22 protein-coding genes and 1 tRNA gene are annotated in these 25,805 nt (G+C 64.4%); 5 read left to right on the plus strand and 18 right to left on the minus strand.

Annotated features, from left to right (window positions below; translation table 11 throughout):
• Positions 1-8 precede the first annotated feature (8 nt).
• Positions 9-791 carry an IclR family transcriptional regulator domain-containing protein gene (locus GON04_RS11075; protein ID WP_198349254.1) on the plus strand — a complete coding sequence of 261 codons (783 nt, stop codon included), beginning with the start codon at positions 9-11 and terminating at the stop codon, positions 789-791.
• Positions 775-1,806 carry a threonine aldolase family protein gene (locus tag GON04_RS11080; RefSeq protein WP_157397929.1) on the plus strand — a complete coding sequence of 344 codons (1,032 nt, stop codon included), beginning with the start codon at positions 775-777 and terminating at the stop codon, positions 1,804-1,806. The genes GON04_RS11075 and GON04_RS11080 overlap by 17 nt, the downstream gene beginning before the upstream one ends.
• A 4-nt stretch (positions 1,807-1,810) precedes the next feature.
• On the opposite strand, the gene GON04_RS11085 is transcribed toward GON04_RS11080, so the two are convergent.
• Complete coding sequence (locus GON04_RS11085) at positions 1,811-2,557, minus strand: maleate cis-trans isomerase family protein (protein ID WP_157397930.1); 747 nt, start codon at positions 2,555-2,557, stop codon at positions 1,811-1,813.
• A 130-nt stretch (positions 2,558-2,687) separates the two neighbouring features.
• On the opposite strand from GON04_RS11085, the gene GON04_RS11090 reads away from it, so the two are divergent.
• From GON04_RS11090 to GON04_RS11100, 3 genes are read left to right on the plus strand one after another with little or no spacing between them, the layout of a single operon-like run.
• The gene (locus tag GON04_RS11090; protein ID WP_157397931.1) at positions 2,688-3,662 is read left to right on the plus strand and encodes a Bug family tripartite tricarboxylate transporter substrate binding protein; all 975 of its coding nucleotides are present in this window, start codon (positions 2,688-2,690) and stop codon (positions 3,660-3,662) included.
• A gap of 16 nt (positions 3,663-3,678) precedes the next feature.
• The gene (locus tag GON04_RS11095; protein WP_157397932.1) at positions 3,679-4,101 is read left to right on the plus strand and encodes a carboxymuconolactone decarboxylase family protein; all 423 of its coding nucleotides are present in this window, start codon (positions 3,679-3,681) and stop codon (positions 4,099-4,101) included.
• Between the two features lie 4 nt (positions 4,102-4,105).
• A complete protein-coding gene (locus GON04_RS11100) occupies positions 4,106-5,107 on the plus strand; it encodes a Bug family tripartite tricarboxylate transporter substrate binding protein (protein ID WP_157397933.1) in 1,002 nt (333 codons plus the stop codon).
• A gap of 557 nt (positions 5,108-5,664) precedes the next feature.
• Here the strand turns inward: GON04_RS11100 and GON04_RS11105 are convergent.
• From GON04_RS11105 to hrcA, 17 genes are all read right to left on the minus strand, one after another.
• Positions 5,665-6,597 (minus strand): electron transfer flavoprotein subunit alpha/FixB family protein, encoded by a 933-nt coding sequence (locus GON04_RS11105; protein WP_157397934.1) that lies wholly within the window; start codon positions 6,595-6,597, stop codon positions 5,665-5,667.
• Entirely contained in the window at positions 6,598-7,347 is a 750-nt protein-coding gene (locus GON04_RS11110; RefSeq protein WP_157397935.1) for an electron transfer flavoprotein subunit beta/FixA family protein, read from the minus strand.
• A gap of 14 nt (positions 7,348-7,361) precedes the next feature.
• A complete protein-coding gene (locus GON04_RS11115) occupies positions 7,362-8,549 on the minus strand; it encodes an NAD(P)/FAD-dependent oxidoreductase (protein WP_157397936.1) in 1,188 nt (395 codons plus the stop codon).
• Positions 8,550-8,664: 115 nt separating this feature from the next.
• Complete coding sequence (locus GON04_RS11120; protein WP_157397937.1) at positions 8,665-9,663, minus strand: LysR family transcriptional regulator; 999 nt, start codon at positions 9,661-9,663, stop codon at positions 8,665-8,667.
• Positions 9,664-9,674: 11 nt separating this feature from the next.
• Entirely contained in the window at positions 9,675-10,532 is an 858-nt protein-coding gene (hutG, locus tag GON04_RS11125) for an N-formylglutamate deformylase (protein WP_370530043.1), read from the minus strand.
• Entirely contained in the window at positions 10,525-12,189 is a 1,665-nt protein-coding gene (locus tag GON04_RS11130; protein WP_157397938.1) for a hydantoinase B/oxoprolinase family protein, read from the minus strand. The genes hutG and GON04_RS11130 overlap by 8 nt, the downstream gene beginning before the upstream one ends.
• Before the next feature lie 8 nt (positions 12,190-12,197).
• Positions 12,198-14,249 (minus strand): hydantoinase/oxoprolinase family protein, encoded by a 2,052-nt coding sequence (locus GON04_RS11135; RefSeq protein ID WP_157397939.1) that lies wholly within the window; start codon positions 14,247-14,249, stop codon positions 12,198-12,200.
• Between the two features lie 91 nt (positions 14,250-14,340).
• Positions 14,341-15,681: an MmgE/PrpD family protein gene (locus GON04_RS11140; RefSeq protein WP_157397940.1), complete on the minus strand. Its 1,341-nt coding sequence runs from the start codon at positions 15,679-15,681 to the stop codon at positions 14,341-14,343.
• Positions 15,678-17,036, minus strand: coding sequence for a TRAP transporter large permease (locus tag GON04_RS11145; protein WP_157397941.1), 1,359 nt, complete (start codon positions 17,034-17,036; stop codon positions 15,678-15,680). The genes GON04_RS11140 and GON04_RS11145 overlap by 4 nt, the downstream gene beginning before the upstream one ends.
• A complete protein-coding gene (locus GON04_RS11150; protein WP_157397942.1) occupies positions 17,030-17,653 on the minus strand; it encodes a TRAP transporter small permease subunit in 624 nt (207 codons plus the stop codon). Before GON04_RS11150 ends, GON04_RS11145 begins: the two co-directional genes overlap by 7 nt.
• 22 nt (positions 17,654-17,675) lie before the next feature.
• Complete coding sequence (locus tag GON04_RS11155; RefSeq protein ID WP_157397943.1) at positions 17,676-18,731, minus strand: TRAP transporter substrate-binding protein; 1,056 nt, start codon at positions 18,729-18,731, stop codon at positions 17,676-17,678.
• A 177-nt stretch (positions 18,732-18,908) separates the two neighbouring features.
• Complete coding sequence (locus tag GON04_RS11160; RefSeq protein WP_157397944.1) at positions 18,909-19,514, minus strand: HutD/Ves family protein; 606 nt, start codon at positions 19,512-19,514, stop codon at positions 18,909-18,911.
• Positions 19,515-19,522: 8 nt separating this feature from the next.
• Positions 19,523-19,657 (minus strand): hypothetical protein, encoded by a 135-nt coding sequence (locus GON04_RS27065; RefSeq protein ID WP_255481833.1) that lies wholly within the window; start codon positions 19,655-19,657, stop codon positions 19,523-19,525.
• Between the two features lie 903 nt (positions 19,658-20,560).
• Positions 20,561-21,700 (minus strand): hypothetical protein, encoded by a 1,140-nt coding sequence (locus tag GON04_RS11165; protein WP_157397945.1) that lies wholly within the window; start codon positions 21,698-21,700, stop codon positions 20,561-20,563.
• Positions 21,694-22,965: a hypothetical protein gene (locus GON04_RS11170; RefSeq protein ID WP_157397946.1), complete on the minus strand. Its 1,272-nt coding sequence runs from the start codon at positions 22,963-22,965 to the stop codon at positions 21,694-21,696. Before GON04_RS11170 ends, GON04_RS11165 begins: the two co-directional genes overlap by 7 nt.
• Positions 22,966-24,668: 1,703 nt before the next feature.
• Positions 24,669-24,745 (minus strand) — tRNA-Ile (locus GON04_RS11175).
• 35 nt (positions 24,746-24,780) lie between these two features.
• Positions 24,781-25,782, minus strand: coding sequence for a heat-inducible transcriptional repressor HrcA (gene hrcA, locus GON04_RS11180; RefSeq protein ID WP_157397947.1), 1,002 nt, complete (start codon positions 25,780-25,782; stop codon positions 24,781-24,783).
• Positions 25,783-25,805: the final 23 nt, after the last annotated feature.

Raw genomic sequence — 25,805 nt, forward strand, 5'->3', positions numbered from 1 at the left:
TCACCCGCGTGCTGCAGCTGCTCACCCTGATCGCGCAAGGTGAAGGCGAGTTCGGCGTGAAGGACGTCGCGCAAGGCCTCGACCTGGCGCCCAGCACCGCGCACCGGCTGCTGAACCTGCTTCTGGCTGACGGATTCGTCGCGCGCAGCAACTTGCGCCGTTACCGCATCGGCCCGGAGTTCCTGCGCATGGCGCGAATGGCGCTGGACGGCAACGACATCGTTGCTGCCGCGCTTGAGCCGATGCGCGCCATCGTCGATGCTTGCGGGGAAACCTGCCTGCTCGCGGTATACCACCCGCACCGGCACACGATGTCGTTCGTGGCGCGCGTGGACTCCGCCAACCCGCTGCGCTATCGCGTTCGCATGCACGGCGTCGAAACGCTCGCATGGGGCGCGACCGGCCGTTCCATCCTGGCTTTCCTGCCCGATCCCGACATCCAGCAGGTGATCGCTCGCGCGGAGATTTCGCCCGGATCGGGCCGCAAGCTGTCGGTCACAGAACTCAAGACTGACCTGGCGGCGATCCGGGCGCGCGGCTACGCGGTGTCGCGCAGCCAACGCATCACCGGCGCAGTGGGGCTGTCGGTCCCCGTCTACGGCGAAGCCGGGCGCATGATCGGCAGCCTGTCAGTGACCGTGCCGGAACAGCGCTTCCGCGCGCGCGATGAGGCACGGCTCGGCGCAGCGTTGATCACCGCATCGACCGACCTGTCGCGCGCCCTCGGTGTGAGCGGCCTGGAGAGGCCGGCAGATTCCGCAAGAAGGGCATCCCATGTGGCTCAGGAGTGACAACACGGCGGGCGTCGACCCGCAGGTGCTCGCGGCGCTTGCCGCCTGCAACGAGGGCGACATGCCCGGCTACGGCGACGACGAGCACAGCCGGCGCCTCGACGGCGAATTCGGTGCGCTGTTCGAGCACGACGTCCGGGTGTTCCCCGTCGTGAGCGGCACGGCGGCGAACGCGCTCTCGCTGTCGCACCTGGCCGGTCCGCTGGGGCTCGTCGCTTGCCACGAAGACGCGCATCCGCTGCGCAACGAGGCCGGTGCGACCGGCTTCTTTTCCGGCGGCGCGGGCTTTCTTCCTGTCTCTGGTGCGCACGGACGCATGGACGTCACTGCGTTGACGGCCGCGCTGGATGGCCTGGCCGGCGGCAGCCACGGTGCACTGCGCGCCGCTGCGGTCACGGTGACGCAGCTCACCGAAGCGGGTACCGCGTACGACCTCCCGACGCTGCGCGCGATCGGTGTCGTCGCGCGCGAGCGCAGTCTGCCCTTGCACATGGACGGGGCGCGGTTCGCCAATGCCATGGCCGCGCTGCGTGCATCGCCGGCCGACGTGACGTGGCGTAGCGGCGTCGACGTGCTTTCGTTCGGCGGCACCAAGAACGGCACGATGTCCTGCGACGCGGTGGTGTTCTTCGACCCCGCACGGGCCGACTTGTTCGAGCAGCGCCTCAAGCGCGGCGGTCACCTGCTGTCGAAATCCCGCTTCATGGCCGCGCAGCTGCTCGCCTGCATCGCGTCCGGCCGCTGGCTGGCCAATGCGTCGCATGCCAATGCGATGGCACGCGAAGTCGCGGACACCGTCGAGCGAGTGGACGGCGGCGCACTGCTGCATCCGGTGGACGGCAACATCGTGTTCGCCGCGTTGCCCGAGCCGGCGATCGACAAGCTCGGCGCCGCCGGCATCGCGCTGCGTGGCAAGGGCCGCCTCGCCGACGGCCGGCGCACCTTCCGGCTGGTGGCTTCGTTCGCGACGGCGGCCAGCGAGATCGCGCGCTTTCGCGCCGCTCTCGCCGGCTGAACGCTCAGGCGGCCGCGGCAGTGACGCCGTGCTGCTCGAACAGGCGGCCCCCGCGCAGGCCGCGCGAGTCGACCTTCATGCGGCGCAGAACGTCCCACAGCGTGGCTTGGTTGGACGACACGACCGGCTTGCTGAGCTCACGCTCGAGCCGCTCAATCTGGTCCATGACGAGGATGTTGGTGCAGCTGATGAACACGCCATCGCAATCTTCGATGAGCGAGCGCTTGTCCAGCACGCGCTGCGCGATCTGTTCCGACGTGAGCTTGCGGTTGGCTTCGCTCGTCATGCACTCGAAGGTCTCGTACGTCGGCACCTCGAAGCCGTAGTGCCGCAGGAAGGCGACCTCGGTCTTCATGATCGGATGCGGGTACGGCCCGACGAGCAGCACCTTGCGCACGCCCAGCACACGAAGCGCTTCCACCACCGCGATCGACGTCGACACGCCGGGAATGCCGGTGACCTGCTCGATGGTCTTCGCCGGCTTGGCCTCATTGCCCGGCCCTTCGAGGAAGCTGCCGCCGGTGCACACGTAGGCGATCACCTCCGGATAGGCCTGCGCCAGGTCGCGCGCCGTCTGCGCGAGTGTGTCGTTCATCGCCAGGATCGACTCCGGCGTCTGGTTGGAATCGGGACGGCCGAGCCGGTTGGTGTTGACGACGATGCCCGGCGGGATGTGCAGCGGGAACTCGCGTTCCACCGCGACATTGCCCGGCGGGATGATGATGCCGAGGCGGCGGATGTTGTTGTCCATGGGTGTGTTGCCTCTGGAGTGGCGGGGGCGTCGCTGGTTGAATTCCGTTGATCGGAATGCTATTTCCGAGGTGCTCCGTATGATGGTAGTCACGTCGCACCCGCTGCGCAACCCGCCTCTTGGAGCCGCCATGACCTCCTCGTTCCGCCGCATCGTCATCGCGTTCTCGTGCCTCGCGGCACCGCTTGCACCCGCGCTCGCCCAGGACTTCCCGACACGGCCGATCACCATCGTGGTTCCTTTTCCGCCCGGCGGCGGGACCGACATCGCCGCGCGCGTGCTTGGTGAACGGATGGGATCGCTGCTCGGCCAGTCGATCGTGGTCGTGAACCGGCCCGGCGCCGGCGGCAACATCGGCGCAGCGAGCGTCGCGCGCGCACCCGGCGACGGGTACACGCTGGTCATGGCCACGCAGGGCACGCACGGGTCGAACGCGAGCCTCTACAAGGACACCGGCTACGACACGGTCAACGACTTCACGCCGGTGTCGCTGGTGGCCGAGACGCCGCTGATCCTGGTGACGGGCAGCAAGCAGCCAATCCAGAACCTGCGCGACCTGCTCGATCTGGCCCGCGCCAAGCCCGGCGCGCTGAACTACGGGTCCAGCAGCGTGGGGGGCTCGCCGCACCTGGCGATGGAACTGCTCAAGTCGATGACCGGCATCAACATGGTTCACGTTCCGTACCAGGGCAGCGCGCCGCTGCGCACCGCCCTCCTGAGCGGCGAGATCACGGTGATGTTCGACAACATTCCTTCGTCGCTGCCGCTCGTGCGCGAGGGCCGCTTCCGTGCGCTGGGCGTCAGCGGCACCGAGCGATCGTCCGCCGCGCCCGACGTGCCCACCGTCGCGCAGGCCGGCGTGCCAGGCTTCGAAGTGTCGGCCTGGTACGCGCTGCTCGCCGGCCCGAACACGCCGCCCGCCGTCGTGAACAAGCTCAATGCCGCTGTCGTGCAGGCGCTGAAGGCCAAGGACGTGACCGACAAGATGATCGACCTGGGCTACCAGCCGGGCGGCAGCACGCCGGCCGAACTGGCCGCGCGCATCCGCGCGGACCTCGAGAAGTACCGCAAGCTGATCCGCTCGGCCGGCCTCAGCGCGCAATGATGAAGGAGACACCGCGATGAAACCCACCGATCCCGACCTGCAGGCCTTGTTCGAGCGCGGCCTGGCCGTGCGCAAACGCGTGCTCGGCGACGACTACGTGAACGAGTCGCTGCGCGCGACCGACGACTTCACTCGGCCGCTGCAGGAATACCTGACTGCGCATGCGTGGGGCGCATCGTGGGCCCGCGGCACGCTCGAACTCAAGACGCGGTCGATGCTGAACCTGGCGATGCTCACCGCGCTCAATCGCCCCGCGGAACTCAAGTTGCATTTGCGCGGAGCGCTGCGCACGGGAGTGACGAAGGACGAGATCCGCGAGATCTTCCTGCACGCGGGCGTCTATTGCGGCGCGCCGGCGGCGCTGGAGAGCTTCCGCATCGCGCGCGAGGTGTTCGAGGAAGCGGCAAGCAGCACCGAACCCTCGCGGCCCAGAGGGTGACGACATGCCGTGGATCGCATCCCAGACCTTCCTCGGCGCGTTACGCGCAATGGCCATCGTGACGGCGTCTTTCCTGGCCTCCAACGCCAGCGGGCAATCCTGGCCCCAGGACAAGCCGATCCGTATCGTGGTGCCGTATCCGCCGGGCGGCTCGACCGACACGGTGACGCGGTTGATCGCGACCCACCTGGGACCGAGGATCAATCGCGCGGTGGTTGTCGAAAACATTCCCGGCGGCAGCGGCAACATCGGCACGAACCGCGTCGTGCGCTCCCCACCGGACGGCCACACCCTCGTCACAGCCGCCATCCCGCTGACGACGAATCCGGCCTTCTTCAAGGACATCCCGTTCGACGTGCTGCGTGATCTCGCGCCGGTGACCATGGTCACGACGCAACCTTACGTTGTGGTCCTGAATCCGTCCGTGCCGGCGCGGACGCTGCTGCAACTGCTGGCACTGGCGAAGGCGCAGCCAGGGAAGCTCACCTTCGCATCACACAGTGCAGGAGGCGCGACGCACCTGGCCGGCGAGTGGCTCAAGCTGCTCGCGGGCGTAGATATCCTCCATGTCCCCTACAAGGGCCAGGCGCCTGCGCTCGCCGACCTGCTTGCCGGGCACGTCTCGATGATGTTCGACAACGTGTCGACCGCGATCCAGTACGGCCCGACCGGCAAGGTGCGGCCATTGGCCAGTACCGGTCCGCGGCGCTCGCCGCTGCTGTTCAACGGCACGCTGCCCACAATCTCGGAGGTCAAGGGCCTGGAGTCGTTCCAGATGATGACCTGGCTCGGCTACATGGCGCCAGCGGGCACGCCGGATGCCGTGATCGAAGCGATTTCGGCCGAGATCAACGCGGTCGTGGCGCTCCCCGACGTGACGCGGCGGCTCAACGAGATGGGCTTCGATGTCGCTGCCTCCTCGCCCCAGGCTTTCGCGGAGCATGTCCGCGCGGAACTCGCAAACTGGTCACGCATCGTTAAAGACGCTGGATTGAAAGCAGACTAGCTACTTAGCGGCCGGAGCAATGGTCACTCGTCTGGCCGCATGGCAAGGCCGCGGTCGGCAACCCGTGAATCGACACGACACGTCACGTCACGTCACGTCACGTCACGTCACGTCACGTCACGTCACGTCACGTCACGTCGTCATGCTGAATGCGGGCTGGTGCAACTTGGACGCACAAGCTGCAGCCCACCGTTCCCGCGCCGGTCCCTGTACGTCTCGTCCAGCAAGTCTTTCACCCGTATCGCCGTGCTCATCATGCTGGCGCGCCGTTCACTCGTTCCGAGCGAGTACCTACTGGAGGACCGAGCGGCCGCTCTAGGAACTTTGCCGATCCGCAGGTCGGCGCTTGTGCCCCGTGGTGGAATTCCGAGACACGCGGAGTCCTGATCTGGACTCTTAATCCGCTGGTCGCGCGTCGGTCAAAGGCGGACAGACGCGGAGAAACATCGGCGGAAGAGTAGCCCCTAGCCGAGCACGTCGCCGCAGCATCCTCTTGGCTGACGTATGCTCGACGTCGCAATCTGATGCGTTGCCAGAATCGGATTGTGCTGAAAAGCTCAGACTGACCGGAGCAGTTCCGGCATCGCCTGGAACAGATCGGCCTCAAGCCCGTAGTCGGCCACACTGAAGATCGGCGCTTCCGGGTCCTTGTTGATCGCCACGATCACCTTGGAGTCCTTCATGCCGGCCAAGTGCTGGATGGCGCCGGAGATGCCGGCCGCCACGTACAGCTGCGGCGCGACGATCTTGCCGGTCTGGCCGACCTGCCAGTCGTTGGGCGCGTAGCCCGCATCGACGGCGGCGCGGCTGGCACCGAGGGCGGCGCCCAGCTTGTCGGCCAGGGGCGTCATCACCTCGTTGAACTTCTCCGCCGACCCCAGGGCACGGCCGCCCGAGACGATGATCTTGGCGGCGGTCAGCTCGGGGCGGTTGCTCTTGGCGATCTCCTGGCCGACGAAGCGGCTCTTGCCGCTGTCGGCCGCCGCGGCCACGGTCTCCACCGCGGCGCTGCCGCCAGTGGCGGCGGCCGGGTCGAAGCCGGTGGTGCGCACGGTGATCACCTTGGTGGCGTCGCTGCTCCGCACGACCGCGATGGCATTGCCGGCATAGATCGGGCGCTCGAATGTGTCGGGGCTGTCCACCTTCCTGATGTCGCTGATCTGCGCGACGTCCAGCTTGGCGGCCACGCGCGGGGCAATGTTCTTGCCGCTGGCGGTGGCCGGGAACAGGATGTGCTCGTAGCTGCCGGCGATGGCCAGCACCTGCGCGGTCATGTTCTCGGCCAGGCCGTGCTCGAACTGTGCGCCATCGGCGTGGATCACCTTGGCCACGCCGGCGATCTGCGCGGCAGCCTTGGCGGCGTCGCCGGCATTGGCGCCGGCCACCAGCACGTGCACGTCGCCCCCGCAGGCCTTGGCCGCGGTGACGGTGTTCAGCGTTGCGGCCTTGATGGACTTGTTGTCGTGTTCTGCAATCACCAGGGCCGTCATTTAGATCACCTTCGCTTCCGTCTTGAGCTTTTGAACCAGGGTGGCCACGTCGGGCACCTTCACGCCGGCACTGCGCTTGGCCGGCTCGGTGACCTTCAGCGTCTTCAGGCGCGGCTTGACGTCCACGCCCAGGTCTTCCGGCTTGACGGTATCGAGCTGCTTCTTCTTGGCCTTCATGATGTTGGGCAGCGTCACGTAGCGCGGCTCGTTCAGGCGCAGGTCGGTCGTGATCACCGCCGGCAGGTCGATGGAGATCGTCTCCAGGCCGCCGTCCACTTCACGCGTGACGTTCGCCTTGCCGTCGGCCACTTCCACCTTGCTCGCGAAGGTGGCCTGCGGCAGGTCGGCCAGCGCCGCCAGCATCTGGCCGGTCTGGTTGCAGTCGTCGTCGATGGCCTGCTTGCCCAGGATCACCAGGCCCGGCTGCTCCTTGTCGACCAGCGCCTTGAGCAGCTTGGCCACCGCCAGCGGCTGCAGTTCCTCGTCGGTCAGCACCAGGATGGCCCGGTCGGCGCCGATGGCCATCGCCGTGCGCAGCGTCTCCTGGCACTGCTGCACGCCGCAGGACACGGCGATCACCTCGGTGGCCACGCCCTTTTCCTTCAGGCGCACCGCCTCTTCGACGGCAATCTCGTCGAACGGGTTCATCGACATCTTCACATTGGCGATGTCCACACCCGTGTTGTCCGACTTCACGCGGACCTTCACGTTGTAGTCCACCACCCGCTTGATCGGGACCAGGATCTTCATGTAAAGGGATTCCTTCAGGAGACGGCGCCGGAACCGTACTTGCCCACCAGGAGTGCGCCGGTAGCAAAACGTTCGATGGAATAAGGCGCGAGCGGCACGTCGGTCAGCATGCCAAGCGCCTCCTGCGCGAGGACACGGCCGACCGTCGGGGACAGCTTGAAGCCATGCCCGGAAAACCCGTAACCCATGACGAGTCCATCGACGCCCGGCAGGCGCCCGAGCACCGGATTCCAGTCAGGCGTCACGTCGTAGACTCCAGTCCACGATGACGCGAGCCCCGCCGCGTCGTAGGCCGGAAAGCGTGCAGCAACTTGCGCACCGACTTCGGCCACATAGTCGAGGGGAACGTCGCCTTGCTCGGTGTCGGTCGATGGCAGCCGTTCACCAACGAGACCTTCGCTGACCAGCATCTGTTTGCCGCCGTAGCTACGGTAGTACAGCATCCCGGGCGAAGACAGGTCCTTGAACACCGGCATCGCAGAGGTGTATGGTGCGCTAGTGCACTCGAGCGCGAGCACTGCATGCCGCTCGGGTACGACGGGCATATCGCGGCCCACCCAGGTCCCCATCTGCGGCGTCCAAATGTTCTGTGTGCTGACGAGTGTGCCGCAGGCGAAGTCACCAACGGACGTAGACACGCCAACCACGCGCGAGCCTTCAATCACCAGACGCTGGACCGTCACGCCTTCGCGAACGGTCACGCCTCCATGCCGCGCAGCCTTCGCGAAACTGGTTGCCACCATGTATGCATCGCCGAAGCCAGCTTCCGGCTCGTAACCGATCAGCGCCGCATCGTCGAATGACGCGATCGGCAGAAGCTGCGAGGCTTCCTGCTTCGTCAGGTACTTCAGCGGAATTCCTTGCGCTTCCTGCTGGCGCAGAGACGCACGCAGTGGCTCGAGCTTTTCGTCATCGCCCGAACAGATCAGGTAGCCGCATTGCACCAACCCGCAAGACGCGTCGTCATCGCCGACGTAAGCGGCAAAGTCCTTGAACACGTCCCAGGAGCGGCGGGCCAGTTCGACGTTCTCCTTGACAGAGTAGTGAGTGCGCAGGATGCCGGACGATTGCGAGCTCGTTCCGGAGCCGACTGTCTCGCGCTCCAGCAGCAGCACGCGCTTGGCGCCGAAGCGAGCGAGGTGAAAGGCGACCGAGGAGCCAATCACTCCGCCCCCGATCACGATCACGTCGTAGTTTTCCATGGGTTCTCCAGCTGTTTGCCGGAATCATCAAGCGCTCTGACGCCACCCGACGGAACATAAGGAAAACCGATACTCTGCAAAACCGCGCTCGACGCACGATTACTTCACGTTCTGGTCACGTCTCCGGCGGTGTCCAGAGCATGTCCTTGGCGAGCCCCAGTTGCGTACCGATCTCCGGCGAGAGCTGGCGTCGCACGGCGATCCGCACCAGGTCACGCACTTCCGTCGGAAGCGTACCCAGCTCACCCTGACGGAATGCCAGAAAGAAGGTCCGCGTCATGTCCGGGTAGGCCCGCCCCTGCCGGGCAAAGGATGACAGCGGCACGACGCGGATGCCCGGGATAAAGTGCCGGGATTGCCAGATGCACAAAGGCGTCGTTAGCGCAAAACCCATCCCGCTGGCCACCAGGCTGAGCAGGGGATCGGTCGCATCGAACTCGCATGTCCTCTCGAGCGCGTCACCTGTGCGCTGCAGGTACTCATCGACTTGCTGGCCGATCACGGAGCGTGCGCTGTACCGGATGAACTGTAGATGCCGGCTCAGATCGAGTAGCGAACCGAACTTGCTCACCTCGAACGACGCCGGCAACACCGCGTAGTAGGCCTCGGTGAACAGCTGCTCCCGCGAGATGCCCGGCAGCGACATGACGCTGGTCGTGACTGCCAGGTCCAGCTGTCGGCCCTCGATCTGCGCATCAAGCGTCGGCGTGATGCCAGACCACAGGCGGATCTGGTGCGAGGAACTCGCGAGGGCCTTGATCAGCAGGGGACCGATGGTGGCCGCAAACGAATCAACACAGCCGAAGCGCACGATCATTCGCTTGGCCCGGCTCACGTTGCGCACGCTTTCCATCATCTGGTCGGACCGCGTGAGCAAGTCCTTTGCGTTCTCAAACAGTCGCTGGCCGGCGGCAGTGGGCTGCGCGGGACGGGTCGAGCGATCCAGCAGCGGCGTCGAGAAGATGGTCTCCAGCTGCTTGATCCGCTGAGAAACGGCGGCCTGCGAGATGCGTAGCAGCCGGGCGGCATCGGAGACGCTCCCGGTTTCCATGACAGCGACCCAACTGGCGAGCAATTCCCAGTCCGGGCGCAACTGCTCGTCGGTGAGGTTCATCTTGATCCGCTTCAGGAACGGGACAGCTCCATCGTCCCACTTTGGGGAAGTCTAGCCAATCGGTCGAGGGCGCCCTGAACTGCCGCTTGCACTGTCGGAATGGCGATCTGCGCAAGGTCGTCACGCCAACCGAAAGGCGGCGCCTCGTCCATGTACAGGGACTGGCACATCTCCAGTTGGATGGCATGGATGCCATCTCCGGGAGCGCCGTAGCGCCGCGTGATGAAGCCCCCCTTAAAGCGGCCATTCAACACCCAGCTCTCGTTCGTCGCACGAACGGCATCCAGCGCGCCTTCGATCACCGCGCGAGCGCAGCTCTGGCCATCGGCGGTGCCGAAGTTGAAGCTCGGCAACTTGCCCGAAAACAGGCGCGGGAGGACACTGGCGATCGAATGCGCCTCCCACAGCAGGACGTTGGCGTGCGATGCGCGCAGCCGCTGCAGTTCCTGCTTCAACGCATCGTGGTAGGGGCGCCAGTAGGCGCGCACACGCCGCTCAACCTCGGCCGCGTCCGGCGGGGACACTCCCGCGTACACCGGCTCGCCCCGGAAGGTTTCGGCGGGGCACAGCGTGGTCGTGACCAGCCCCGGGTACAACGAGTCGCCATTCGTGGGCCGGTTTAGGTCGATGACGTACCGCGACACCTTCGCGCGCAGCACGGTGGCATCCATCGCTTTCGCGAAGGAATAGAGCCGGTCCAGGTGCCAGTCGGTATCCGCGACCGTGAGCGCCTCCTCGGTGTAGAGGTGTCGCAAGTCGTCCGGGATCGTCGTACCCAGGTGCGGGATCGACACGAGCAGTGGACCGCCGCGCCGTTCGATAACGAACGTCGGTTCCTCAATGCACGTATGAACCATGGGCTCAGACATCCAGCTTGTAGATGTCGCGCGCAGCCTCGGCAGAGATGCGGTCCTGCATGAGGTCCTTGCGAACCAGTTCGTGCGCACGTTCGGCCGGATCACCCCACCCGCCACCAGCGGGCATCGTGTGCTCCACGACATCACCAACGCGCAGCGGTATGGGCGAAGTCGGCAATGCGGGGACTACGATGCCATCGCTGCCGCGCCGAATCACCGTCATCGAGCCGGCGCCGGCTTGGCCGCCGAACAGGCCGTGCGGGGGATTGGCGCGTTTGTCGGAGCGGATGTTAAGCGTGGCCCTGTCGCTCAGGATCCGGTAGCTGCGGCGAATGGCCATGCCGCCGCGCTGTGAGCCGGCGCCGCCCGAATCCTTCACGAAGCCATACTCCTCAACGCGCAGCGGGTAGCGTGCCTCAATCAGTTCCACCGGGACGTTGGCTTGGTTGGCGCCGATGTGCGCCACGCCTTCTTGGCCGTCGTGGGCAGCACAAGCACCGGAGGTTCCCATCAGCGTCTCGCAGAAGATGAACTGCTTGCCGTTGACCGTTCCCGAAAACGTCGGCAGCGACGAGCCGCCGCTGCCGTCCGCAGTCGCCCGGTCGGGAACGGCCTGTGCAAGGGCGCCCATGAGGCAATCCAGCATGCGATAGCCGGTGATGCCACGCGCACCCGTCGGTGCGGGGAACAGCGGTCGCACAACTGTGCCTTCGGGCGAGCGCACTTCGATCGGAACGGTGAAGCCATGGCAGTTCGGAATGTTCTGCCTGAGCACGCTGCGGATCGCCGCGTATGCGCAGGACTTGGTGAACGGGAACGTCGAGTTGATGCCACCGGCCACCTGCGGCGAGGTACCGGTCCAATCGACGATCACGCCATCACCGGTAAAACTCACCTTGACCTTGAACACGACCGGCTCTGGGTTCTCGCCAAGGCCGTCGATGTGGTCCGTGAACGCATAGTCGCCCTTGGGGAACTCCGCTAGTTCGGCCCGCACCAACCGCTCTGCGTGCTCGTGCAGAGCCTCGCCTGCCGCACGGATAGTATCGATGCCGTAGCGGTCGATCAGCTCCGTGAACTCGCGCACGCCGTTCGTGCAAGCAGCTACCTGGGCATGCAGGTCGCCAAACACGAGCTTGGGCGTGCGAACGTTCGCTTCGATGATTTTCCAGACGCTGGAGTTCGGCTTGCCTTTCTCATACAGCTTCAGGACGGGCAGGCGCAGGCCTTCCTGGAACACCTCGACGGCGCCAAGCGCATTGCTTCCCGCCACGATGCCGCCCACGTCCGAGTGGTGTGCAAGTGTCGTCGCCCAGCCTTCCACGCGACCTGCGACGAACACAGGGGCAACAACATAGATGTCGGGCAGGTGCTGGCCCGCTGCGAGGAACGGGTCGTTGAAGATGAAGACATCGCCGGGATGAATGTCGCCGGCCTGCTCGCGGCGCAGGTTGTCCATCGCGTCGTGGAAGCTGCCCAGGTGCATGGGCGTGCACACGCCCTGCGCCAGCGTTTGTCCATTCGCGTCGCACAGCGCGGTCGAGAAATCAAGCGACTCGCGCACGATCTCGGAATACGCCGTACGCATCACGGTGATCGCCAGGTTGTCGGCGATGGTGTCGAACGCGCTGCGCAGGACTTCGAGGAGATAGGGATCGATTTTGGCCATGTGCGCCCTCATTGCAGTGTGATCCGAAGGTTGTTCAGCTCGTCGCGCCAGACAGTGGCGTCCGGCGGCACGACAGTCGTCCCATCCACGTCCTGCACGATGATGGGGCCGGGGCGTGGCGAGCGGCCGACGGCGCCGCGGCTCACCACCGCCGTCGTCACCCAACCTGCCTCCTCGCCGAAATAGCAGCGCCGCTCCGGCATCGTGGAAGAGACCGGCTCCAGGGCCGCAAGCGCGCGCCCGATGGGCGATTGCGATGGCCGGTGCACGGCAACTCGCAGCGAGGTAATTTCCACCGGATGGTTGCCATGCGGACGGTGACCGTATGTCCGCTCGTGTTCATTCTCGAACGCTCGAGTCAGCAGCGAAAGGTCAGCATAGGCGCCGTCGGGGATCCTTACCGCCAATTCGAACAGCTGGCCTTCGTACCGCATCATCGCGGACGCATCCACCGCGCCACCCGCGAGCTGCGGGCTGGCGAGCAGGTCGCGGCTGCCGTTGTCCACCATGGTGCGCAACTGCGAGGCCTCGATGCTGGCGATTCCTGCGTTGACTGGAACCATTCGGATGCCTTCCATGTCCGCGCACAGAAGCCCCAACGCGCTGAACACGCCGGCCGCCGGCGGGATCAGGACGTCCTTGATCTGCAGCAGCCGCGCAAGGTCCGGGCCGTGCACACCGCCGTTGCCGCCGTAACAGACCAGCACGCAGGCGCGAGGGTCGCGGCCCTTGTATGTACTGACGGACTTGATGGCGCGAGCCATGCGCGCATTGGCGACTTGCCGGATGCCGTGCGCTGCCGCTTCCACCGTGCCCCCGATGCGGTCGACCACCGTCTTCTGGATCGCATCGCGCGCCAGCAGTGGATCAATGGGCAGCGACCCGCCAGCGAGAGCGCCGATGTAGCCGAGCGCCACATTGGCATCGGTCACCGTCGGCTGCACGTTGCCCTTCCCGTAGCACGCAGGCCCGGGAATCGCTCCGGCGCTCTGCGGTCCGACCTGGATCGCGCCGGCCTTGTCGATTGCCACCAGGCTACCGCCGCCTGCACCGACCTCGGCGATGTCAATCACCGGCAGCCGAAGCGCGTAGCCGGCGCCGCCGGCCATCACACCGCCGAACGACTGTTCGCTGCCGACCTCATAGTTGTCGGACAGGAACAGTCTCCCCTTCTCGATCAGCGACGCCTTGGCCGTCGTGCCACCCATGTCGAAAGCGATCACGTCGGTCATGCCGACAGCTGCCGCGAGCTTGGCTGCGCCGACCACGCCGGCCGCAGGGCCGCATTCGATGATCTGAGCTGGCAGCTTCTCGATCTCCTGCGCCGTGGCTACGCCTCCGCTCGACTGCATCAGCACCAGCGGCGCCTTGATGCCGCGGCCCTGCAGAGTCGAACGCGTCGTCGACAGGTACTTGCTGACGGGCGGCCCAACGTACGAGTTGATCACGGTGGTGCTGGTGCGTTCGTACTCGCGCATCTCGGGCAGCACGTCGACCGACAGCGAGACGTAGACCGACGGCAACGCGCTCCGCAATGCATCGCCCAGACGCCGCTCGTGCTCCGGATTCCGGTACGAGTTGATGAAGCACACTGCCACCGCTTCCAGCTTGTGGTCGCGGCAGAGCGTCACAGCGCGCTGGATCTCGCTTTCCGTCAGCGCAACCAGTACGGAGCCGTCGCCGGCCATGCGCTCGTCCAATTCGAACCGCAGTTCACGCGGCACGAGCGGTTCGGGCCTCTCGTATTGCGGATCGTAAAGCCGCGGCACACGGATGCGCCTGAGCTCCAACACGTCGCGAAAGCCGCGCGTGGTCAGCAAGCCGGTGCGCGCGCCGCGATGCTCCAGGATCGCATTTGTCGCAACGGTGCAGGCGTGCAGCACCTCTTGCACGTCGCCGGCTTTGCCAGCCGCCGTGGCGATGCCTTGCTCAACGCCATTAACGAGACCGGCGGCGAAATCGGGCGGCGTCGATGGCACCTTGGTCACCACGAACCGGCCATCGGCCGTCGCGGTCACGACGTCCGTGAAGGTTCCGCCGATGTCACTGCCAATTCTCATTCCAGACTCCGTTGTGGTTGGGTCACGCGCCTGTTCGCGCGCACCGAAGATTCAAGTTATGGGCCATGCGCGTACGCAGCGGCCGACGAATTCAATCCGCCTGCACGGTCTCGAATAGCTGCCGCGCGGTCGCTTCTCCCGAAAGGATTCCGGCCAGTGCGACGCGCGGCAGCGAAACGCCAGCGTGGCCCGCGAGATGGACGGCTTTGTCGAGCAGCGCCGTGTCCGCCAATGGGTTGTCGTAGTCGCCGACAGGCGAGATCACCTCCGCCTGCACCTGGGCCTGAGGCGTCTGCACGGTGACGCGTGCCGGCACCTTTAAGGGATACATCGCATCCAGAGCGGGGGCGACATTGACGTGGATGCGCCGGGCGAACTCAGTCACTTCCGCGTCCGCGAGCAGGCTTTCATCCATCGGCAGCAGAGCTTCGGCACCGCGCAGCCAGGCGGCCGCAACGGCGAACGGTACGCTGAACTGAGCCGCAATCAGGTCGCGCGGCTCTGCCTGATTCGGCAGGGTGGCCGCCCGCGCAAAGGTGTCGATCGCAATCGACTGCACCGGCACATTCACCGGGAGCCGAGACTTCAGGTCCAGCGCCGCGTCGATCGCGCTGTGCATCCAGCGACAACAGGCGAAGCGCTTGTAGTAAGTCGATTCAATGAGCGGCGCACCGGTTTCGTCCGATGGCTGAGGAGCACGGTACATAGTCGGATTCGACAGCGCCTGGTCGTAGCCGCGAAAACCTTGCGCAGCGAGTTCTGCCGCCGCGAAGCCGGACACCACGGACCACGGAATGCCTTCCTTCACATGCCCGCCCTGAAACCCCGAGTAGTCGGCGGCCAGGAGATTGGGCGCGTGCGACTCCGCGAGCGTGAGTGCATGGCGCATACGCTCGGTATCCAGCCCCATCAGCTTGGCAAGCGCGGCGGCCACACCGATAGTCGACCAGCGACCCGTCGCCACGGTGGACTGCGCTGCAGGGCTGCGCAATTGGGCGCACGCGACACCGGCCTCGTAGCCAGCGGCGATGGCCAGCAGCATGTCCTGCATGCCGGCCCCGCTTGCCTCCCCAGCTGCCAAGACCGCCGGAACGATCGCGGCGCCCGGGTGGCCGGCGGCCACGCGATGCCCGTCGTCCAGGTCCAGGATCGAGGCAGCTGAAGCATTGATGAACGCGGCCCCCACCGGAGACAGTCGCTCACGCAAGAACCAGACGGTGCTCAAGCCCGCGGGATATGTCGCACGTGCCCACGTTGCCGCGCTGGTGACACCCGATTCGCGACGCCCCGCCGCGGCACAGCCGAGCACGTCGACGACGCAACGGCGTGCCGCATGGAGTGTGGAGAGCGACAAGCTCGCCAGTTCCAGTTTGGCGATGCGGTCCGCCAGCAAATGCGCCGTTCCACGCCCGAGTTCGACTTCGTGCTTCATTTGTAGAGATTGGGGATATAGAGCGCGATCTGAGGGAATGCCAGGAGCATCACCATTGCCAGGATATAGACGAACACGAAGGGCATGACGCCGGAAAAAACGTCGCTGAGCGACCCTCCGTCCTTCCGCATGCCCTGAAGGACGTAGAGGACAGTGCCATCGGGCGGGCTGATCAGCGCAATCTCCACGGCCATCGTCACGACAACGCCGAACCAAACCGGGTCGTAGCCCAAGGCAAGAACGATCGGGAAGATCACCGGCGTGGTGGCGATGATCATGGACAGACCTTCCATGAAGGTCCCCAAGGCGATGTAGAACCCCATGATCAACAGCATCGCGATCCAGGGCTGCATCGACAGGCCCTTCAGCATCTCCGAGGCAGCGCGCGGTACTCCGAGGTGGGTCAACACGTGGTTCAGGATGTACGCGCCGAAGAGGATCAGGCCCAGCATCGCCGTGACATGCGAGGTGTTGACGGCCGATTCGTTGAGCATCTTCCAATCGAGCCGGCGAGAGATCGCAGCGATGGCGATTGCGCCCACTACGCCAAGTGCCGCCGACTCGGTCGGCGTCGCCCAGCCGACGTAGATCGAACCGAGCACCAGGACGATGAGGATGATCGTCGGCACTAGGTCCAGCAACGAGCGAAACTTCTCCGCCCAGGAGGCCGCGTGTTCCGCGCGTTGGCGGTCCTTCATGCCGTGCATCGCGATCAGCAGCAGGAACAGCACAACCACCAGGACGCTGGGGCCGATGGCTGCCTTGTACAGGGCGCCGACCGATGTCTCGGTCATCAGCCCGTACAGGATGAAGGTGATGCCCGGGGGAATCAGATTTCCCAATGCGCCGCCGGCGGCGACCGAGCCGAGCACCCAGCGCGGCGAGTAGCCGGTACGCGCGAAATAGGGCAATGCCACCGAGCCCATGGTGGCCGCGGTTGCCACGCTTGATCCCGAGATCGCGGAGAACACGCCAGACGCAATGATGTTGGTGTGCAGCAGGCCACCCGGCAGGCGGCCTGTCCACAGCGCCAGGCATCGGTACAGCTTGTCCGAGAGGCCCGCGCGCAACATGATCTCCCCCATCAGGATGAACAGAGGAACCGCCACGAGCACGAAGTTCGTCGACGGCCCCCAGACGATCTCGCCGACGAAGTTCCAGAACGGCCGATCAAGGTAGATCAGACCGAACATCACACCCAGCGTCCCTAGCGCCGCGGCTATGTGCACTCCCGCCGCGAAGAAGAACGCAAAGGCAATCACGAACAGAACGGCCCCCACCGCCGGAACACTGATGCTGGTGCCGGCCAGGAACAACGCGCCGCCGATGAGCGCGAAGATGGCGAGGGCTAGCATGCGCGCCCCTCGGCAACGGCGGTCGCAGGTGCGGCATGGGAAGCCTCGATTGCCTCCTCGGCTTCCTCCGATGCGGACTTCTGCCGCATGACGGCGTTGACGCCGTCGGGATCGCCTGCGAGGAGCAGGCGTACGACCCGTACCAAGGCGACCAGGACGACGCCGATGAGGGCCAGGATGCCGAACGTGAAGGCGCCCTGCGGAACCCACAGCGGGATTTGCAAGGCGCTCAGGTCATGCGCATCGAACTCCCACGAATCGTTGACCAGGTAGATGACGCCGTAGGCCACAACGCCCAAGAATCCCAGGAGCAACAGTAGCGCAAGCAGATGCAGCCATGCCCGCGGGCTGCGCGGCAGCTTTTCCAGCAGCATGTCGACGCGGACATGCATGCGGGCAACAAAGGCGCCCGCAAGGCCCCATGAGATGCCAAGGCCGAGTGCGTAGCCGGAGAGTTCGACGGTGGCCTTCGACGAGAAACCGAAGAAGTTGCGCGCAATGATGTCGAATGTGATCATCATCGCGCAGGCCACGTAGACCCAACCTGCGATGCGGCTCATGAAGAGGGCGAGCCCGTCGATCCGGCGCTGTACCGGGGGAGTGTTGTTCGGAGTCAAGGTTCTCGCCCCGCTGGTCCTGTTATTTCTTGTACGCCACGCCGGTGACCGGGGTCACCACGCGATTGAAGATGTCGCCGCAATCGGGGCCGCAGCGCTTCACCCAGTCGGGCAGGATCCGGTCAGTCAGTGCGGCCTTCACCGTCGCGTCGTCCGCTGGGTTGGACTTCACCGCCGTCATCGGGTGCGTGGCCAGCGCATGGATCTTGCACTTGGCGGCATTGCCGACGTTGCAGTCCACGCCGTCTTGCGTCGCCTCGTCCGCGAGCTTCCACTGTGCTTCCTGCACCTTCATCAGCGAGTCGTTGATCATGGTCCGTAGCGACGGATCGAGCTTTGTCCACCACGACAGGTTCACCAGGTAGCCTGCAGTGGCGCCCGAGATGATCCGCGTGTAGAGCGAGGAGGAGACCTCGGTCCACTTGGCACTGTTGCCGGATCCCACGCCAGTGATGGCACAGTCGACCGTCTTGCGTTCCAGCGCGGTGTAAACCTCGCCAAACGCGAGGGAGACCGGCTGGCCACCGAATGATTCGACCAGCGCGCCGAGGGCAGGCCCTGCGACACGCACCTTCAGGCCCTTGAGGCTGCCCAGCCCTGTCACGGGACGATTGCAGAACAGCATCTGCGGCGTGTAGGTGTAGGTCGCAATCAGCTTGACGCCCAGACGCCGCAGCTTTTCGTCAGCGAAAGGGGCAAGCGCGTCGGCGACCTTGCGGGCCTGCGGGATCGAGTTGTTCAGGCCAGGCAGGTCGAAGCCATCGAGAAGGGGAACGTCGCCTGAAGCGGTCGCGAGCGTCACGGCGCCGATGTCGATCTGCCCCGAACGCAGCAGGCGCAAGACTTCGGGTCCGCCGACGTTCATCTCCGGGTAGGAGGCCAGCTTGACCTTGATCTTGCCCCCGGACTTTGCCTGCAATTCGTCGCGCAGGATTGGGATATCCACCTTGGTGTACTGCGGGAACAACGGACCGACCTGCGTCACGGCCGTGATCTCCAGCGGCTTGGTGTCGGCGGCGGTCGCCACATGGCAGATCGCCAGGGCGGACAGCGCCAGGAGTGTGCGGATAGGAGTCATCTCATTGCCCTTCGATGGTGTGGGTGGTGCCCACCGCACATTGGCAGTAGGGCTGAGCGCTAATGTGCCGATCGTGCGCGACATCGGCCCCAAACCAGCGCTGGAACTGATGCTGATGTGAAGCAACCGTGATAATCCGGGAGCGCCTGCAGGGCTATTCGGGCCGACCGGCTCGGATCAGGATCGCTCGCTCGCTCCGGGACCGCCGAGGATGGGATCCTGAATGGTAACGATCCGGATTCCCAGGAGGTAAGAGCCCGACGGATCGGCGAGCCCGCGCGCGGAGCAGATGAAGCTGTCGTATGGGTCGTCACGCAACAGCACATGCCCCGGCCGCAAGACGTCTTGGATGGGCCCATTTCTATAGGCAATCGTCGCTTCGCAATTCACTGCGAAGACGGCAACCGAGGGCGCGTCGGCTTCGCAGCGAACCTGCTGCCCTCGCTGGAGCACCGCTGCGCAGACGCGCTCCTCGGTGAATATGTTCACGATCGCGGCCGGAGGTCCCCGAAGCCGGCTCGTCCACGCCACATCGCCCGGGTAGCGCGTGGCGACACCGCGCTTCAGCAGGACTGCGGGCCCGCCCTCCCGCAACAACTCCACCGGGCCACCGGCGATGACGACGGAATGCCGCCAGGTGCCCTTGAACATCGAGAAGGCTCCGTCGCGCCCGACCCGCGCAACACTGATGCGCCATCCGGGCCCTTCGGCCACCAGCCTCGTCGAGCCTTTGCCGTTCTTCCACGGCATTGAGGGAATTTCGTCGATCCGCAGGATGCGCATGCGGCAGGCTAGTTGTAGCCGAGGACGACGTGCTCGAGCTTGTCGTGGTCTGCGAGAGGGGCCACGAATTCGACAACCTGTTCATCGTCGACGGGGCAGACGTCGTCGAAGCGGCCGAGCAGTGGGGGGAGGTCTTCGCTCATGGTGAGCCTCACAGTTGTTCGTTGAGGCCTCGATGCTCGCGGGACTGCACCCAGGCCGCGAAAACAAAACGGCGCGTGATGGTGAGGAACAGGAATCCGAATGCAATGTTGCCCGCCCCCCAATCCCGGCCCCGCGTCCGTCAGAAACGTGCTCACATCCGCCTGCGGCGGGGGACGCTCGCTGGCTTTGCCCGCCCGCAAAGCGCGGGCCGCGACTAGTCGGTCGAACTCGAGTGCCGCCGGCTGTGTCGCGACCATCACGGCCATGGAATTTCTCCACCTGGGATTCGGTCCGGACCCCAGTTGCCCCACGAAGTTACGGAAGAGCAGGTACCGCCGGATCAGCTACGAGAATCCCCCCGTGTCCCAAAACGGCTATCGCCTTTCTTCCTCTCCCGTCGGTGCCTACCCATTTGGCTGCTCCTGGCCGCTGGAAGCAGATACCCCAGTTTGGCGGACTTAGTCTCTGCCAAATAGACGCGCCCCGCCGCACAGCGCCGTCGCCATTTCGCCGATCCGCCACTGAGTACACCAGACCAGCGGACTGTGAATCCACACGCGCATTCGGGCAGTTGCACGGGGCGGCCCTGCTTCCCTCGGGGCCTGGTGACAGTTCAGTGACAGATCGGCCGCTTCTGGCGGCGGGTTCATTCGATCAGTGCGACACGCTACCCTGCGAAAGCAGTGTGGCGGAGAAGACCAAGAACCGAGTACACGGAGACTTAGAAATCCAGCGAACGCCCGAGGAAGACTCTGCGCTAAAGGACGCCAGCCGAGATGTTCGACGACTGTGTTGCGTCGACTGGTTGAATCCGCCACCGAAAGCAGGCATTCCTGTAAGACTTGCTCCGAACGACGTCGGCGCTTGACACTTCGTCAAGATCTCCACGCAGTTTCGGAGGCTCAAGTGCTCTCCCCGAAAAGTTGCTGCGTGGAGGAAGGAGTGCTCGGAGCGGCAGACGGTGCGGGTGTTTCAGCCGGCGTGAAAAGTGGACCCCAAGCAGCTGCAACTTTTTGACGATCTATCGCCATGAAGTCCAGCAACGCGCCAGCGAGTGATTTGGCTTCGGCCGGGAGCTCCGAAAATCCGCGCAACTCGGTGGCATGTGCAGCGGCCTCAAGTTGCCTTGCGGACTCAAACAGCGCGCCTTTGCTGAACATCTTCGTCACGACGTCAGAGATGAGGTCAGCAGGGATTGCAGCAATGTTTTGCTCGATCTTTTCACGTAGTTGATTGCTAAGCGGCATTCCGTTGGGCAACAGTTCTCGTGTCATGCGAATTGCAACGTCAAACCTCGACTTCGTCTCGCCGTGATCTGCGCCGAACCGCAAGACATCTTCAACTTCCTTGTGGCGCTGCTCAGTTGTTTGAAATGCTGCTTGCGCAGACACATAGTCAAGAGAGGCTGCAGCTACTGAGGCACACAGATAGAAAAGCCTCAGCGCCAGGGCGGACACGACGGACTGCGGCTGGGAGCTGATCACTTGGTGGGCAAAAAAACTCGCGGCGCGCAACGCAACGTTCGTGCTGCTGCCGCCGAAGGAAGTCAAGGCAGAAGCAAGAACATCGTCAAGCTGTGCGCGCCATTCCTTGTTCTCTCGGTTCTTGTCGACTGCGCCAACCTGTTTCAGCAGGTCCTCCCTGAAAATTCTGTCCTTCGGTACCAACGCACCAATCGCACCGCCACCGAGCGCTTGAAAGTCCAGGACTGTGAGGCTCAGGCGCTTAGCTAGCCTACGATTGGCTTCCCTTACGTTCGTTGCGGCGACGAAAGCCCCGTCAATACCCACCGCGTCGCGGAGCCCGGAAGTCCAGAGCAGCCGCTCAGCGGTTTTCGGCTTAGCCTTGTATTTTGCGTCGACGATGTATCTTCGTCGCTGCAGGCCACCGCCTCTCTCGTAAAGCCACACGTCAATGTCGGTAAGGTCTTCACCGTCGTGGCGGAAAGGAACGCCGCGCAGCGTGAAGAAGCCGGCCGCACGGAAATAGTGTCCGAGCGCCTCCTCTGCAGTCCCGCCCTTGTCAGCCGGCGCCTTCACCATTTGCTGCCCCCTTCTTCGCGCAAGGCCTGAAGAATGTCCGATGTGAGCTTCTTACTCTCCGGCCGCTGTTGCTTGCGCAGGCGCTCGCGAGACTCCTCCGGGCCTTTATATGCTGTCATGGATGCCGAAGGCAGTGCGACCACTTGATCGCTTGCACCGCCGTGCAGAAGCACCTGCTGGGCGATTTGGCCCACGTCCTTCTTAAGCAGCCTCATGAAATACATGCCTCGACCCGCGGGTCTCAGCTTGATGACGCGGCGCAGCTCAAGGACGCGGTAGTCCTGGCCGATTGCAGTGGCGGGCCCGATCTCGTTGCCGGCAACAAGCCTATTTAGTAGGGCGGCCGGCATCGTGATGCGCCCGCGCGAGCTCGCACTTTTTGAGATGCCATAGGTTAGGGCCGCGACCAACGCCTTGGCGGAATCGAAGGCATCGTCGACCATCGGGTCAACGAATTTGTGAAAGGCCCCAGGGGCTGTGACGAACACATGCTCTCCGGAGTCGTTCGACACGGTGTTCACATCATAGAAACCCGCCGCCAATAGCTTCTCGAACAGGGTATCCCCAAGTTCCTTTCGGGCGGCCGCTCGGTCAATACACCCTGCGCTCTCAAGCTTTGCCGAGAAGTCACCAGCGCGCTGCCTGTCGGCGGCCGATAAGCTATTAAGAACCGTTTGGGTCTTTTGGATGTTGCCGCGACGAAACAAGTTTCCGTTGAAGAGGATGCGGTCTGATCCGGAAACTTCGAAGTCGACGAGGCCCATTCCCTCCATGCGACTCAGCAGATCTGTTGCCGCTGGGGAAGAGAGCTTGAATTCGTCACTTATGCGCTTCGTCTCAGCGCTGCGCAGTTGGGGTATTCCTGATGTTTGCTCCGCGACATCGATTACGGCACGCTCTTCCCCGGTGGGGCCGTGCTGACCAAATAGGGCAGCGGTTTCTTGAAGCACCTTGCGCGAGCTAACCCCGAGTACCTGTACATCGCCGCTGGAGCTGATGTCGATCACCTGACGGCTTCTGAGTTGCTCTAGATGGAATTTCAACTCGGTCTTGGGGTTGAGTTTGGCGGCTTTTGCAACTGCCTCAACTTCGGCGGCGCTCAGGCTAGTCTCATCGGAGGCCGCCATCCCAGCCAACAACAGTCCGCTTTTTGCTGCCCCATCGATAGAAGGAAACTCGGCAGCGCCCGCTTGGTCAGCTTGCAACTTGCGGCCGTGGTGGATGATCCACGCCCCCAGTGTTTCGCCATTCAGATCTTTGGTCATTGCCACCTCCGCTCCTCTATTGTTGAGCGCATTATGTGCCTGTGAGTTCGATTGCTGGCGCTTGCAAGGGTTGACCCACTCCGCCGGGGTGCAAGCAAGCGAGGATGTCGGCCGCCTCCGCCAAAGGCGCCTTCAACACTCAGGGACTTGCGGACCGTCCATCCGCACGTCAGACGCTTCGCTCCCAGTAGGAGTTACCGCCAACTCTCCTCAGTGACAGACCGCGGTCGGCGCCTCACCTGGAGCCCGGCCTCTTAATCTTCAGAGTCGGTTGAGCGCCCCGAATTGGCAGATGTGTCGCGTCACTCGCCTTGATGGCAGCGGGGGCCCGGTGCATTGAGTCGGCCGCCCCCCACAGGCGATACCTAGATTTATGCGGCGCGCCAGTGCTCGGGATTGCCCTTGTTAATGTGTCGGACGCGCGCGACCAGCACTTGGGCCGTGCTCCATAGTCTTCGCGGCCTTGACCGCCGCTTCTTGAGTGGGGTAAGGCCCCTTGCTCGCAGTGCTGGCGCCGTAGTCGATCTCGTAGTGAGTAATAGTCCCGCCACCAGTCGGCTTGGGCTCAATAAAGACTCGTGTCATACAAAGCTCAGAAAAAAGAAATAGGAGACCCAGACTGCCCAACTAAATTGAACAGACGTCACTTTATTTGCTTTGAAGTGATACTTGAATGCAGCAGAGCTCCATTCAGCATCTAAACTGAGCTCGCTCAGGTCGCAACCCCGAGCGAGCCAGTTAGGTACGCAACAACATCACTGCGGTTGCGAGCGTGAAAACGCCGCCGGCCACAGACCGAATGAAGCGGAAAAGCATGTTGAGCTCCCTTCTGGCCAGCCGAAGCTCTGGCCTAGGTGTCCTGCCGGACTTGTTGCACTAGAACCCTCGACGTCTGATCCACGTCGGGGGTTTCTTTTTGCCCTTGCTAGGGGCCGAATCAATATACAACCGCCCCACTGATGGGCCGGTGGCATCGTGTAGGACGATGTGCGATTTCACTGTAGGTCGGCCATCGCCAAGAAGGGCCCAGAGGATTGCTCAGCTCGAGCCGGTGCTGTTCCTGATCCACGACGTACCGGGATCGGGTGGCCATCCTCCGGCCGATCCGCGGCCGGACTACGCGGTAGTGACTGAGCGCTTCACGGTCCCAAGGTCTTCGTGCAGCGCTACGTGTCGTCGTCATTCATGGAGCACGTCGGCCGTTACAGCAGCCTTGCTCTGCCGACAGCGTAGGGTTACTGGAAGCTCGCCAACCCCCTGCCTGGTGCAGAAGCGCGAAGGTGTCGAGATGCTCGATTTCCTGCAGGTGCAGTTGCACGGGCCGTCAAACGCGTTGGGGGCGCGAGCACGGCGGGCGATCTCCGACAGCGCCGTCTCGGCCGCCTGCAGGTGTCCCCGTACGCCCATGATGGCGCCCCACCCGTTTGTGTTCGATCGAGAGGCCCAGCTTTCACAGGAGCCGGCCAGCACACACCACCGGTCTTCGGAACCCAAGCCTTCGCGCATGGCCCGAAAGCTGGCCCTTCCTTCCATTGCCGCGGGAGTGAGTCGCCGGCCCTCTGTTCCCCTCTGAAGCGCCCCATTGAACGACCGTCGAGACACTCATATTCGACGCGTACAAAGACGAAGGCCGCGCCAAGCCTGTCACCAGACTGTCGCCAGAGACAGGCGCTCCTCTTTCGATAGCACTAGGGGCCGGATTTTGGTAGGGCGTGCTGGGCTCGAACCAGCGACCAAGGGATTATGAGTCCCCTGCTCTAACCAACTGAGCTAACGCCCCCTGCGGACGATTGTAGGGAGCGCGCCGGGCAGCCCCTATTTGTGGTGGCTCAGTGCGTTGCTCACCAGGCGCGACGTGATGTCCACGATCTGGATCATCCGGTCGTAGGGCATGCGGGTGGGCCCGATGACGCCCAGCGTGCCGACGACCTGGCCGTCCACCTCGTATGGGGCGCTGACGACCGACAGCTCCTCGAACGGCACGAACTTGCTCTCGCCGCCGATGAAGATGCGCACGCCCGCGGCCTGGCTGGAGATGTCGAGCAGGCGCATCAGCTGGGTCTTCTGCTCGAACAGCTCGAATGCCTTGCGCAGGTGCGACATGTCGCTGGAGAAGTCGGACACCGCCAGCAGGTTGCGCTCGCCGGAGATCACCACGTCGTCCTGCTGCGACATGGCCTCCGAACTGGCGTCGACGGCGGTCTGCATCAGCTGCACGATTTCGCCGCGCAGCCGCTCGACCTCGCCCTTGAGCCGCTCGCGCACCTGCTCGATGGCCAGGCCGGCGTAGTGGGTGTTGATGTAGTTGGCGGCTTCGACCAGCTGGTTCTGGGTGTGGTCGGTCTCGGTGAACACCACCCGGTTCTGCACGTCGCCCTCGGGCGACACGATGATCACCAGGAAGCGCCGCTCCGACAGGCGCAGGAACTCGATGTGGCGGAACACCGAACTGCGCCGTGGCGCCATGACGACACCCACGAACTGCGACAGGTTGGACAACAGCTGGGCGGCGTTGGCGATGACGCGCTGCGGCTGGTCGGCCGGCAGGCTGGGCGCCATGAACTGCTCGCGCTGCACGGTGAGCATGGTGTCCACGAACAGGCGGTAGCCGCGCGCGGTGGGGATGCGGCCGGCCGAGGTGTGGGGGCTGGCGATGAACCCGAGCTCCTCGAGGTCGGACATCACGTTGCGGATGGTGGCCGGCGACAGCTCCAGCCCCGAGGCGCGCGACAGGGTGCGCGAGCCGACCGGCTGCCCGTCGGCGATATAGCGCTCGACCAGCGCTTTCAACAACAACTTGGCACGGTCATCGAGCATGGTGCGGAGGCCTCGCAGGAATT

It is taken from the genome of Ramlibacter pinisoli (genome assembly GCF_009758015.1).
Classification (GTDB): Bacteria; Pseudomonadota; Gammaproteobacteria; order Burkholderiales; family Burkholderiaceae_C; genus Ramlibacter; species Ramlibacter pinisoli.